The organism is Pantoea sp. X-Soil-YNGN-844 (assembly GCF_059730595.1).
On the sequence record NZ_AP036007.1, the window covers coordinates 246,340 to 259,347 of the forward strand.

The window sequence follows — 13,008 nt, forward strand, 5'->3', positions numbered from 1 at the left end:
GCGTACCGGCAACGGTGTGCTGCGAAGTATTATGCTCTTTAACAATCCGGAACAAGCTGAAAATTGAAACGACGTGTCGTTTTCATTCTCCGTAATAAGAATGAAAAATACGATGCGTTCGAGTCTCTCAAATGCTTGCAGCTTGCAGCGTTGAAAAACGCCTGTGGGTTGTGAGGTTAAGCGACTAAGCGTACACGGTGGATGCCCAGGCAGTCAGAGGCGATGAAGGACGTGCTAATCTGCGTAAAGCGACGGTAAGGTGATATGAACCGCTACAGCCGTCGATGTCCGAATGGGGAAACCCGGTGCACTCTGTGCATCATTGCAGCATGAATACATAGTGCTGCAAGGCGAACCGGGGGAACTGAAACATCTAAGTACCCCGAGGAAAAGAAATCAACCGAGATTCCCCCAGTAGCGGCGAGCGAACGGGGAGCAGCCCAGAGCCTGAATCAGCATGTGTGTTAGTGGAAGCGTCTGGAAAGTCGCAGGGTACAGGGTGATACTCCCGTACACAAAAGCACACGTGCTGTGAGCTCGATGAGTAAGGCGGGACACGTGGTATCCTGTCTGAATATGGGGGGACCATCCTCCAAGGCTAAATACTCCTGACTGACCGATAGTGAACCAGTACCGTGAGGGAAAGGCGAAAAGAACCCCGGCGAGGGGAGTGAAACAGAACCTGAAACCGTGTACGTACAAGCAGTGGGAGCCTTCTTTATGGGGGTGACTGCGTACCTTTTGTATAATGGGTCAGCGACTTATATTCTGTAGCAAGGTTAACCGTATAGGGGAGCCGCAGGGAAACCGAGTCTTAACTGGGCGTTAAGTTGCAGGGTATAGACCCGAAACCCGGTGATCTAGCCATGGGCAGGTTGAAGGTTGGGTAACACTAACTGGAGGACCGAACCGACTAATGTTGAAAAATTAGCGGATGACCTGTGGCTGGGGGTGAAAGGCCAATCAAACCGGGAGATAGCTGGTTCTCCCCGAAAGCTATTTAGGTAGCGCCTCGTGAACTCATCCTCGGGGGTAGAGCACTGTTTCGGCTAGGGGGCCATCCCGGCTTACCAACCCGATGCAAACTGCGAATACCGAGGAATGTTATCACGGGAGACACACGGCGGGTGCTAACGTCCGTCGTGAAGAGGGAAACAACCCAGACCGCCAGCTAAGGTCCCAAAGTCATGGTTAAGTGGGAAACGATGTGGGAAGGCACAGACAGCCAGGATGTTGGCTTAGAAGCAGCCATCATTTAAAGAAAGCGTAATAGCTCACTGGTCGAGTCGGCCTGCGCGGAAGATGTAACGGGGCTAAACCATGCACCGAAGCTGCGGCAGCGACACTATGTGTTGTTGGGTAGGGGAGCGTTCTGTAAGCCGTCGAAGGTGTGCTGTGAGGCATGCTGGAGGTATCAGAAGTGCGAATGCTGACATAAGTAACGATAAAGCGGGTGAAAAGCCCGCTCGCCGGAAGACCAAGGGTTCCTGTTCAACGTTAATCGGAGCAGGGTGAGTCGACCCCTAAGGCGAGGCCGAAAGGCGTAGTCGATGGGAAACAGGTTAATATTCCTGTACTCGGTGTTACTGCGAAGGGGGGACGGAGAAGGCTATATCAGCCGGGCGACGGTTGTCCCGGTTTAAGCGTGTAGGCGGAGGGTCCAGGTAAATCCGGTCCCTTATTAACGCTGAGGCGTGACGACGAGGCACTACGGTGCTGAAGTGATAAATGCCCAGCTTCCAGGAAAAGCCTCTAAGCATCAGGTAACACAGAATCGTACCCCAAACCGACACAGGTGGTCAGGTAGAGAATACCAAGGCGCTTGAGAGAACTCGGGTGAAGGAACTAGGCAAAATGGTGCCGTAACTTCGGGAGAAGGCACGCTGGCGCGTAGGTGGAGGGATTTACTCCCCGAGCCGAAGCCAGTCGAAGATACCAGCTGGCTGCAACTGTTTATTAAAAACACAGCACTGTGCAAACACGAAAGTGGACGTATACGGTGTGACGCCTGCCCGGTGCCGGAAGGTTAATTGATGGGGTTATCCGCAAGGAGAAGCTCTTGATCGAAGCCCCGGTAAACGGCGGCCGTAACTATAACGGTCCTAAGGTAGCGAAATTCCTTGTCGGGTAAGTTCCGACCTGCACGAATGGCGTAATGATGGCCAGGCTGTCTCCACCCGAGACTCAGTGAAATTGAACTCGCTGTGAAGATGCAGTGTACCCGCGGCAAGACGGAAAGACCCCGTGAACCTTTACTACAGCTTGACACTGAACATTGAGCCTTGATGTGTAGGATAGGTGGGAGGCTTTGAAGCGCGGACGCCAGTCTGCGTGGAGCCAACCTTGAAATACCACCCTTTAATGTTTGATGTTCTAACGTAGGCCCGTGATCCGGGCTGCGGACAGTGTCTGGTGGGTAGTTTGACTGGGGCGGTCTCCTCCTAAAGAGTAACGGAGGAGCACGAAGGTCAGCTAATCACGGTCGGACATCGTGAGGTTAGTGCAATGGCATAAGCTGGCTTGACTGCGAGAGTGACGGCTCGAGCAGGTGCGAAAGCAGGTCATAGTGATCCGGTGGTTCTGAATGGAAGGGCCATCGCTCAACGGATAAAAGGTACTCCGGGGATAACAGGCTGATACCGCCCAAGAGTTCATATCGACGGCGGTGTTTGGCACCTCGATGTCGGCTCATCACATCCTGGGGCTGAAGTAGGTCCCAAGGGTACGGCTGTTCGCCGTTTAAAGTGGTACGCGAGCTGGGTTTAGAACGTCGTGAGACAGTTCGGTCCCTATCTGCCGTGGGCGCTGGAGAATTGAGGGGGGTTGCTCCTAGTACGAGAGGACCGGAGTGAACGCACCACTGGTGTTCGGGTTGTCATGCCAATGGCATTGCCCGGTAGCTAAGTGCGGAAAAGATAAGTGCTGAAAGCATCTAAGCACGAAACTTGCCCCGAGATGAGTTCTCCCTGACCCCTTGAGGGTCCTGAAGGGACGTTGAAGACGACGACGTTGATAGGCCGGGTGTGTAAGCGCAGCGATGCGTTGAGCTAACCGGTACTAATGACCCGTGAGGCTTAACCTTACAACGCCAGAGGCGTTTTTGAGAGACACGATTTTCAGCTTTGTTACCGGATATTCTGCGCGGCCCCTGTGGCGGCGCGGAGACAGAATTTGCCTGGCGGCTTTAGCGCGGTGGTCCCACCTGACCCCATGCCGAACTCAGAAGTGAAACGCCGTAGCGCCGATGGTAGTGTGGGGCCTCCCCATGCGAGAGTAGGGAACTGCCAGGCATTAAATAAGTGAAGAAGCCCCGCACGAGAGTGCGGGGCTTTTTTACGTCTGCAGATCGTGAAAAACCGCACCATAAACTCCGAAAACAGCCTGAGAACCCCTCTCTGATACGGTAAACTACGGCCAGATAACTCAGTAAAGGCCGTCAAATGTCCAGCCAGCATCCCTCCTTAAAAGCCGACAACACGCTTGGGCTTGAGGTACACACACAAAAACGCATCGTCGCAGAGACGCCAGCCGCCATTCTGGCCGCATGGCAGGATAGCCAGTGTAATCAGTCACCTTTCCTTGTGCTCGGGGAAGGCAGTAACGTCCTCTTCCTGGAGGATTTTGCCGGTACCGTGGTCCTGAATCGCATTAAAGGCATCAAAATTCAGGATGAATTTGAGTGCTGGAAGTTGCATGTCGGGGCAGGTGAGAACTGGCATCAGCTGGTTAAGAGTACGCTGGAAAAAGGGATCACTGGCCTGGAAAACCTGGCGTTGATCCCTGGAATGACGGGTTCGGCACCGATTCAGAACATTGGTGCCTATGGTGTGGAATTAAAAGATGTCTGCGAATACGTGGATGTACTTAATCTGCACAGTGGTGAGACAGAACGCCTCGATCGTGAAGCCTGTGAGTTTGGGTATCGTGACAGCATTTTTAAACATCGCTACCAGTCAGGCTATGTCATCGTCGCCGTCGGGGTGATCCTGCCTAAGCAATGGCAGCCGGTATTAACCTATGGCGATCTGAAAACGCTTAATCCGGTGACAGCTAATGCATGGGATGTCTATCACGCGGTTTGCCAGATGCGGCAGAGCAAATTACCGGATCCGAAAATCACCGGCAATGTCGGCAGCTTCTTTAAAAACCCGGTCGTCACTGAGGCGCAGTGTAGCTCCCTGCTGGCCCAATTTCCCACTATGCCACACTATCTGATGCCAGATGGAGAAACCAAGCTGGCCGCAGGGTGGCTTATCGATCAGTGTCAGCTGAAAGGGTATCGCATTGGAGGCGCCGCCGTTCACCAGCAACAGGCTCTGGTGCTGATTAACTCTGACCATGCCACGCCTGAGGATATCGTTGCGCTGGCAAAAACTGTGCGCGCCCGGGTGGGTGAAAAATTTGATGTCTGGCTTGAGCCCGAAGTCCGCTTTATTCAGGCGCAGGGTGAGTGCAATGCTGTCGGGGTGATCGCATGAAAGACCACAGCGTCCCGCTAAAACTGGTCGATATTTTATCTGATGGTGAGTTTCATTCTGGCGAGCAGCTGGGCGACACTCTGGGCATGAGTCGTGCCGCCATCAACAAGCACATCCAGACACTAAAAAGCTGGGGTCTGGACGTCTATACCGTGACAGGGAAAGGCTACAGTCTCTCTGCCCCGATACAGCTGCTGGATGAGCAGGCAATTCTGTCACAGGTGAAGCAGGGCAATGTCTCGGTTATCCCGGTGATTGATTCCACAAATCAGTATCTGCTGGAACGCATGCATGACATGCCGTCTGGTGCCGCCTGTATCGCTGAATATCAGCAGGCAGGTCGTGGCCGTCGTGGTCGTCAATGGTTCTCTCCTTTTGGTGCCAACCTCTACATGTCAATGTACTGGCGCCTTGAGCAGGGTCCGGCTGCGGCGATGGGTCTTAGCCTGGTCATTGGCATTGTCATGGCTGAAACATTACGTGCACTCGGGGCCGATGATGTCCGGGTAAAGTGGCCCAATGATATTTACCTCAACGATCGGAAACTGGCAGGTATTCTGGTCGAACTGACCGGGAAAACCGGTGATGCTGCGCAGATCGTGATGGGAGCTGGCATCAACCTGGCGATGCGGACAGCGGATGCTTCACAGATTAATCAGGGCTGGATTAACCTGCAGGAGGCCGGAGTAAGCGTGAACCGCAATGAGCTGGCAGCCCGTCTGATCAACAGCCTGCGCGAGGCACTGCCGCTGTTTGAGCAGGAGGGATTAACTGCCTTCATCTCGCGCTGGGCGGCACTGGACAATTTTATTAACCGGCCCGTTAAGTTGCTCATCGGTGAACGAGAAGTGCATGGTATTGCACGGGGTGTCGACAGCCAGGGTGGTTTATTACTGGAGCAGGATGGTGAAATAAAAGCCTGGGTGGGGGGGGAAATATCACTGCGTCCTGTTTGATTAAAAAAGCCTGCACTGATGCAGGCTTTTTTATGACCGCTGTTATTTACGCAGGCGAACCTTATCGACCGCATGATCGCCACTTTTGGTCATGATCAGGCTGGCCCTTTCACGCGTCGGCAGGATATTTTCCTGCAGGTTGAGCCAGTTAATCTCTTTCCATAAATTACCTGCTATCTCAACCGCTTCTGCCTCTGAGAGCTGAGCGTAATGGTGGAAGTAGGAGTCTGGATCGGTAAAGGCACCCTGACGGAATTTCAGGAATCGATTGATATACCAGCTTTGCAGAAGGTCTTCCTCTGCATCTACATAGATAGAGAAGTCAACGAAGTCCGAAACAAAGACATGATGGGGGTCATGGGGATAGTCCATGCCACTCTGTAATACGTTCAGACCTTCCAGAATAAGAATATCTGGCTGCTGTATCACTTTATCGCCATCAGGGATGACATCATAAATCAGGTGCGAATAGACCGGGGCGGTCACCTGACTGGCGCCAGATTTTAAATCGGAGACGAAATTGACCAGCCGGTGCATATCATAAGATTGCGGGAAGCCTTTTTTCTTCATTAAGCCACGCTCTTTCAGCACGGCATTAGGGTGAAGGAAGCCATCCGTCGTGATCAATTCCACTTTACGATGTTCAGGCCAGCGGCTGAGCAACGCCTGCAGTACACGCGCAGTCGTACTTTTACCGACCGCGACGCTCCCCGCGATACTGATGATATAGGGGATTTTCTGGCTATTAGTGCCCAGAAATTGCTCCAGTACAGCCTGCCGACGAACGTTAGAGCTGATATAGAAATTAAGCAGACGCGAAAGTGGCAGATAAATTTCTGCGACTTCCTCCAGCGAAAGATCTTCGTTGATGCCCTTGAGCTGCGCGATCTCTTCCTCTGACAGCGTCATAGGTACAGAATCACGTAATGCAGCCCACTGCTCACGAGTGAACTCCAGATAAGGCGTTGTCAGGGGGGTTGTTTTATCCATAAGCATGCATCTGACCGCAAATTCATTACTATCAACCGCGTATTAGCCGATAAGCAGGACAGCACGGGTGAAGTGAATCACGAATCGCTGGTTTATCAGTGAGAACAATGGGCTGGAGGGTATCACCAGTATGGCTTTTAACAGAAGTAAAAAGATAAACGCGATTGCGCTTTCGTCGGCATACCCACAAAACGTCACGATACCTTCAATTATGGCAGCATTCTCGTTGTTTATGATGTTACAGCCCATCAAAGCAAATGTGCGCTTTTAACGGTTCTGAACATTCCACCGACGGCTGAATAACATAATGCTGCTATAAGAGCGTATAGCGCGGCGGATAGGGTACACATTTAATGTGTCACCTGAGTAACTTCGAAAAATGACGCGCCTTAGAAAGGCATTTAGCGGTCTTATTTGGGGGCATCGCCGCGCCACCTGAAACTTGTGCCTGACAAAAATGACACAAGGCGGGTTAAAAAATCATCATTCAGTACAGAAGCATAAAATAAAAAAAGCGGCTGGCGGATCATTTATCCTCTGAAATAAAGTGTGCAGAGAGATATCAGGCGCTAGTGCAGTCTCGCGGGTCCAGTGAAAAAAGAGCCAGATTGCACAAATAATCTGCATAAAAACGTTAAAATGCGACAATTTGCACAAATAGTAAGCGATAGAAAAAAATATGCGATTTTTTAGTTGCATCCGACGCCCGACCTTCCTAGAATGCGCACCACTTGATGCCGGCTTAGCTCAGTTGGTAGAGCAACTGACTTGTAATCAGTAGGTCACCAGTTCGATTCCGGTAGCCGGCACCAATCAAGTAGGTGGGATTCCCGAGCGGCCAAAGGGAGCAGACTGTAAATCTGCCGTCACAGACTTCGAAGGTTCGAATCCTTCTCCCACCACCATCTCAGCCTCGCGGTTGAGTACAGATAAACGGCCTGTTTATCTGTCAGGTGAGTCATTTATCACCCTGAATTCAGACTGAGCGTTAGCGAAGTCAAAGCCGGTCAGCTTCGCTGGCAGGCAGTAGATAACAGAGAGTCATTCTCTGTTTTCTGCAAGCTACAGAAAGAACAGGTAGCCGAGTTCCAGGATGCGGGCATCGTATAATGGCTATTACCTCAGCCTTCCAAGCTGATGATGCGGGTTCGATTCCCGCTGCCCGCTCCAGATGTGCTGATATGGCTCAGTTGGTAGAGCGCACCCTTGGTAAGGGTGAGGTCCCCAGTTCGACTCTGGGTATCAGCACCACTTCCTTTAATCTCCCTCCTGATTTTCTCTGTAACTTCCTTGCAGTCAGGCATTGCCTGGTTAATGTGATGATATCATTGATATATCCGTGTCTTAGAGGGACTAGCGATGGCTAAAGAGCAATTTCAACGTAACAAACTGCACGTAAACGTGGGCACCATCGGTCACGTTGACCACGGTAAAACCACCCTGACTGCAGCTATCACTACCGTACTGGCTAAAACCAACGGCGGCCAGGCTCGTGCATTCGACCAGATCGACAGCACGCCTGAAGAAAAAGCCCGCGGTATCACCATCAACACCGCTCACGTTGAGTATGAGACTGCTGCACGTCACTACGCTCACGTTGACTGCCCAGGCCACGCCGACTATGTGAAAAACATGATCACCGGTGCTGCGCAGATGGACGGCGCGATCCTGGTTGTTGCTGCGACTGATGGCCCGATGCCACAGACCCGTGAGCACATCCTGCTGGGTCGTCAGGTTGGCGTTCCTTACATCATCGTGTTCCTGAACAAGTGCGACATGGTTGATGATGAAGAGCTGCTGGAGCTGGTAGAGATGGAAGTACGTGACCTGCTGTCACAGTACGACTTCCCAGGCGACGACACGCCAATCGTTCGTGGTTCTGCTCTGAAAGCGCTGGAAGGCGTTCCTGAGTGGGAAGCGAAAATCATTGAGCTGGCTGAACACCTGGACAACTACATCCCGGATCCAGTCCGTGCGATCGACATGCCGTTCCTGCTGCCAATCGAAGACGTATTCTCAATCTCTGGCCGTGGTACCGTTGTTACCGGTCGTGTTGAGCGCGGCATCGTTAAAGTCGGCGACGAAGTTGAAATCGTGGGTATCAAAGATACTGCAAAATCAACCTGTACCGGTGTTGAGATGTTCCGTAAGCTGCTGGACCAGGGTCAGGCAGGCGAAAACTGTGGTGTTCTGCTGCGCGGTATCAAGCGTGAAGACATCCAGCGTGGCCAGGTTCTGGCTAAGCCAGGCTCAATCAAGCCACACACCCAGTTCGAGTCAGAAGTTTACGTTCTGTCTAAAGACGAAGGTGGCCGCCATACTCCGTTCTTCAAAGGCTATCGTCCACAGTTCTACTTCCGTACAACTGACGTAACCGGTTCAGTAGAGCTGCCAGAAGGCGTTGAAATGGTCATGCCAGGCGACAACATCAAAATGGTTGTTACCCTGATCCACCCAATCGCAATGGACGAAGGTCTGCGCTTCGCAATCCGCGAAGGTGGCCGTACCGTTGGCGCGGGTGTTGTTGCTAAAGTTATCGCATAATTACCGATAACGTTTGACGCAATGCACACGGAAAGGGCATCATTTGATGCCCTTTTTGCACGCTGTTTCATAGAACCTGGCTCATCAGTGATTTTTTGAATCATAATCATTGCTGAGACAGGCTCTGTTATGCGGCGTTGGATACCGAGTTACGCCCCAAAAGCTCATTCGGTTTGGACGCCTCGCACTGCGGGGCAGAATAGTTTCTGAATTATTGTGGCAGGTTGGTTTATGAGTGCGAATACCGAAGCTCAAGGGAGCGGGCGTGGCCTGGAAGCGGTAAAGTGGGTAGGTGTTATATTACTGCTGCTTGCAGCGATTGTAGGTAACTACCTCTATCGTGATGTGTCACTGCCACTGCGCGCATTAGCCGTAGTTGTACTGATTGCAGCGGCTGGCGGCATTGCGCTTTTAACGACCAAAGGCAAAGCGACCGTGGCTTTTGCTCGTGAAGCAAGAACAGAAATGCGTAAGGTTATCTGGCCAACCCGCCAGGAAACGCTGCACACCACGTTAATCGTTGCCGCGGTTACTGCCGTGATGTCACTGATTTTGTGGGGGCTGGATGGTATTCTGGTCCGTCTGGTATCGTTTATCACTGGCCTGAGGTTCTGAGATGTCTGAAGCTCCAAAGAAACGCTGGTACGTCGTACAGGCGTTTTCCGGTTTTGAAGGCCGCGTAGCCCAATCGCTGCGCGAGCATATCAAATTGCACAACATGGAAGAGCTGTTTGGTGAAGTCATGGTTCCGACTGAAGAAGTCGTTGAAATCCGTGGTGGCCAGCGTCGTAAGAGCGAGCGCAAGTTTTTCCCGGGATACGTACTGGTTCAGATGGTGATGAATGACGCCAGCTGGCATTTAGTACGCAGCGTCCCGCGCGTGATGGGTTTCATCGGCGGTACCTCTGACCGTCCTGCACCTATCAGCGATAAAGAAGTTGATGCGATCATGAATCGTCTGCAGCAGGTTGGCGACAAGCCTCGTCCTAAAACGCTGTTTGAACCAGGTGAAATGGTTCGTGTTAATGACGGTCCGTTCGCTGACTTTAACGGTGTGGTTGAAGATGTGGATTACGAGAAGAGCCGCCTGACGGTATCCGTTTCCATCTTTGGTCGTGCAACACCGGTTGAGCTCGACTTCGGTCAGGTGGAGAAAGGTTAACCTCTTTCCGCTCACAAATTAGCTGTTGCAGCAGGCGCGAAATTTAACTACAATTTCGCGCCTTTTGTTTTTATGTGCTGTTGCCAGCGCATAAATCGTTATCACGGGGAGCCTTTACAGGCGCTATAACCCAATTGAGGAAATATCATGGCTAAGAAAGTCCAAGCCTACGTCAAGCTGCAGGTTGCAGCTGGTATGGCGAACCCAAGTCCACCGGTTGGTCCAGCTCTGGGTCAGCAGGGTGTTAACATCATGGAATTCTGTAAAGCGTTCAACGCTAAGACCGAATCTCTGGAAAAAGGTCTGCCGACTCCTGTTGTTATCACCGTATACAGCGACCGTTCTTTCACCTTCATTACCAAAACGCCTCCGGCTGCCGTACTGCTGAAAAAAGCAGCGGGCATCAAGTCTGGTTCTGGTAAGCCGAACAAAGATAAAGTCGGTAAAGTGACTCGTGCTCAGGTACGTGAAATCGCAGAAACCAAAGCTGCGGACATGACTGGTTCTGACGTTGAAGCGATGACTCGCTCAATCGAAGGTACTGCTCGTTCCATGGGCCTGGTAGTAGAGGACTAAGAAATGGCTAAGCTGACCAAGCGCATGACCGTAATTCGCGACAAAGTTGACGCGACCAAGCAGTATGACATTGCTGAAGCTGTTGCTCTGCTGAAAGAACTGGCAACTGCCAAGTTCGTTGAAAGCGTTGACGTTGCTGTCAACCTCGGCATTGATGCACGTAAATCTGATCAGAATGTTCGCGGCGCGACCGTTCTGCCACACGGTACTGGTCGTTCAGTACGTGTTGCTGTCTTCGCCCAGGGCGCTAACGCTGAAGCTGCTAAAGCAGCTGGCGCAGAGCTGGTAGGCATGGAAGACCTGGCTGATCAGATCAAGAAAGGCGAAATGAATTTTGACGTTGTTATTGCTTCTCCGGATGCAATGCGCGTTGTTGGCCAGCTGGGCCAGATTCTGGGGCCACGTGGCCTGATGCCAAACCCGAAAGTCGGTACTGTAACCCCTAACGTTGCTGAAGCGGTTAAGAATGCTAAAGCAGGTCAGGTTCGTTATCGTAACGACAAAAACGGCATCATCCACACTACCATCGGTAAAGTGGACTTTGACGCTGACAAACTGAAAGAAAACCTGGAATCCCTGCTGGTTGCGCTGAAAAAAGCTAAACCATCACAGGCTAAAGGTGTGTACATCAAGAAAGTCAGCCTTTCAACCACCATGGGCGCCGGCGTTGCCGTTGACCAGGCTGGTCTGAACGCAACAGCAAACTAATTGCTGCTTGAAACGGGCGAAAAATTCACCTAGAATCTTACGCCCGTTGTTCTGTTATTAGCAGAACAGGACACCAGAGAGCCAGAACCGACTGTTGCGTTTATCGCCATTCCCTCTGACTCTGCTGCGTCGCACAGAATTTAGGTTGGAGCCAGGCCTTATCCTGGCCTCCGTCCAAGACCGCAGGCGCTGTTTATCTCCGGATATTCCGCTTAATCCCCTGCGTAGACGGTGACAGAACCAAAAGAATTTTTTCTTAGCTGGATTCTGCTCACCGTGTTCGAGCGCTTATTACCCTTCGGGGTGAGTAAGTGAAGTGAGTTCCGGGGAAATCCTTTCCCGGTCAAATCCAGGAGCAAAAGCTAATGGCATTAAATCTTCAAGACAAACAAGCGATTGTTGCTGAAGTCAGCGAAGTAGCCAAAGGTGCGCTTTCAGCGGTTGTTGCGGATTCCCGTGGCGTTACCGTTGATAAAATGACCGAACTGCGTAAAGCAGGCCGTGAAGCTGGCGTTTACATGCGTGTTGTTCGTAACACCCTGCTGCGCCGCGTCGTTGAAGGTACTCAGTTTGAGTGCCTGAAAGACACGTTTGTTGGTCCGACCCTGATTGCATATTCTATGGAACACCCGGGCGCTGCTGCTCGTCTGTTCAAAGATTTCGCGAAAGCGAATGCAAAATTTGAGGTCAAAGCTGCAGCCTTTGAAGGTGAGCTGATCACGGCGGCCAATATTGACCGTCTGGCAACGCTGCCGACCTACGAAGAAGCACTGGCACGTCTGATGTCGACCATGAAAGAAGCCGCTGCCGGCAAACTGGTCCGCACTCTGGCTGCTGTACGCGATGCAAAAGAAGCGGCTTAAGGCCTTATTCTTTTCTTCGTACCTGCTTACGTATAAACTTTTTCTGATTCTTAGGAACAATTGTCATGTCTATCACTAAAGACCAAATTCTGGAAGCTGTTGCAGCGATGTCCGTAATGGAAGTTGTTGAGCTGGTTTCTGCTATGGAAGAAAAATTCGGCGTTTCTGCTGCTGCTGCTGTAGCTGTTGCTGCGGGCCCGGCTGAAGCTGTTGAAGAAAAAACTGAATTCGACGTCGTACTGAAAGCTGTTGGCGCGAACAAAGTAGCAGTTATCAAAGCCGTACGTACTGCAACTGGTCTGGGCCTGAAAGAAGCGAAAGACCTGGTTGAAGCAACTGGCGTAATCAAAGAAGGCATCAGCAAAGATGACGCAGCTGCACTTGAAGCTGCTCTGAAAGAAGCTGGCGCTGAAGTTGAAGTTAAGTAAGACAGCCTTCGGGTTGCAGTCTGAGTAGTTTCAGACTGATGGCTGGTGACTTTTTGGTCACCAGCCTTTTTGCGCTACAGGGTTTCAATGGGGTTTCACACTGTTTGTCCATTGTTACTCTTCAATATCTTTCTCTATCGACGACTTAATATACCGCTTTCCTGTGCGGGTTCCCTGCCTTCACAAAAGCGATGAAATGATTTAAGCGTGATAGAAAGAGGTATTGCACTGCTGCCGCGCAGCCAGTGAATCAAACAAAATCGTGTTGCATGAACTGTCCTGTCAGGACGGACAGCGTGGGTC

10 protein-coding genes, 4 tRNA genes and 2 rRNA genes are annotated in these 13,008 nt (G+C 51.5%); 15 read left to right on the forward strand and 1 reads right to left on the reverse strand.

Annotation, left to right across the window (positions count from 1 at the left end):
- Positions 1–174 precede the first annotated feature (174 nt).
- The 4 genes from AC6I8C_RS01060 to birA all read left to right on the forward strand — a co-directional run bounded on the left by AC6I8C_RS01060 (position 175) and on the right by birA (position 5,434).
- Positions 175–3,082 (forward strand): 23S ribosomal RNA (locus tag AC6I8C_RS01060).
- Between the two features lie 92 nt (positions 3,083–3,174).
- A 5S ribosomal RNA gene (gene rrf, locus AC6I8C_RS01065) occupies positions 3,175–3,290 on the forward strand.
- A 150-nt stretch (positions 3,291–3,440) separates the two neighbouring features.
- Positions 3,441–4,478 (forward strand): UDP-N-acetylmuramate dehydrogenase, encoded by a 1,038-nt coding sequence (murB, locus tag AC6I8C_RS01070; protein WP_497821375.1) that lies wholly within the window; start codon positions 3,441–3,443, stop codon positions 4,476–4,478.
- Positions 4,475–5,434, forward strand: coding sequence for a bifunctional biotin--[acetyl-CoA-carboxylase] ligase/biotin operon repressor BirA (gene birA, locus AC6I8C_RS01075; protein WP_147790107.1), 960 nt, complete (start codon positions 4,475–4,477; stop codon positions 5,432–5,434). The genes murB and birA overlap by 4 nt, the downstream gene beginning before the upstream one ends.
- Before the next feature lie 42 nt (positions 5,435–5,476).
- Here birA and coaA read toward each other — a convergent pair whose 3' ends face one another.
- Positions 5,477–6,424: a type I pantothenate kinase gene (gene coaA, locus AC6I8C_RS01080; protein ID WP_033784445.1), complete on the reverse strand. Its 948-nt coding sequence runs from the start codon at positions 6,422–6,424 to the stop codon at positions 5,477–5,479.
- Positions 6,425–7,160: 736 nt separating this feature from the next.
- On the opposite strand from coaA, the gene AC6I8C_RS01085 reads away from it, so the two are divergent.
- The 11 genes from AC6I8C_RS01085 to rplL all read left to right on the forward strand — a co-directional run bounded on the left by AC6I8C_RS01085 (position 7,161) and on the right by rplL (position 12,705).
- Positions 7,161–7,236, forward strand: a tRNA-Thr gene (locus tag AC6I8C_RS01085).
- Between the two features lie 8 nt (positions 7,237–7,244).
- A tRNA-Tyr gene (locus AC6I8C_RS01090) sits at positions 7,245–7,329 on the forward strand.
- Positions 7,330–7,519: 190 nt separating this feature from the next.
- Positions 7,520–7,594, forward strand: a tRNA-Gly gene (locus AC6I8C_RS01095).
- A gap of 5 nt (positions 7,595–7,599) precedes the next feature.
- Positions 7,600–7,675 (forward strand) — tRNA-Thr (locus AC6I8C_RS01100).
- Positions 7,676–7,783: 108 nt separating this feature from the next.
- The gene (tuf, locus tag AC6I8C_RS01105) at positions 7,784–8,968 is read left to right on the forward strand and encodes an elongation factor Tu (protein ID WP_013359730.1); all 1,185 of its coding nucleotides are present in this window, start codon (positions 7,784–7,786) and stop codon (positions 8,966–8,968) included.
- Positions 8,969–9,199: 231 nt separating this feature from the next.
- Entirely contained in the window at positions 9,200–9,583 is a 384-nt protein-coding gene (gene secE / locus AC6I8C_RS01110; protein WP_135910438.1) for a preprotein translocase subunit SecE, read from the forward strand.
- A 1-nt stretch (position 9,584) separates the two neighbouring features.
- On the forward strand, positions 9,585–10,130 hold the full coding sequence (nusG, locus tag AC6I8C_RS01115; RefSeq protein WP_013359732.1) for a transcription termination/antitermination protein NusG: 546 nt from the start codon (positions 9,585–9,587) through the stop codon (positions 10,128–10,130).
- 147 nt (positions 10,131–10,277) lie between these two features.
- A complete protein-coding gene (gene rplK / locus AC6I8C_RS01120; RefSeq protein ID WP_006121495.1) occupies positions 10,278–10,706 on the forward strand; it encodes a 50S ribosomal protein L11 in 429 nt (142 codons plus the stop codon).
- A gap of 3 nt (positions 10,707–10,709) precedes the next feature.
- Positions 10,710–11,414 (forward strand): 50S ribosomal protein L1, encoded by a 705-nt coding sequence (rplA, locus tag AC6I8C_RS01125; RefSeq protein ID WP_010261038.1) that lies wholly within the window; start codon positions 10,710–10,712, stop codon positions 11,412–11,414.
- A gap of 365 nt (positions 11,415–11,779) precedes the next feature.
- Positions 11,780–12,277, forward strand: coding sequence for a 50S ribosomal protein L10 (gene rplJ, locus AC6I8C_RS01130; protein WP_003848098.1), 498 nt, complete (start codon positions 11,780–11,782; stop codon positions 12,275–12,277).
- Positions 12,278–12,342: 65 nt separating this feature from the next.
- Complete coding sequence (gene rplL, locus AC6I8C_RS01135) at positions 12,343–12,705, forward strand: 50S ribosomal protein L7/L12 (RefSeq protein WP_009092660.1); 363 nt, start codon at positions 12,343–12,345, stop codon at positions 12,703–12,705.
- Positions 12,706–13,008: the final 303 nt, after the last annotated feature.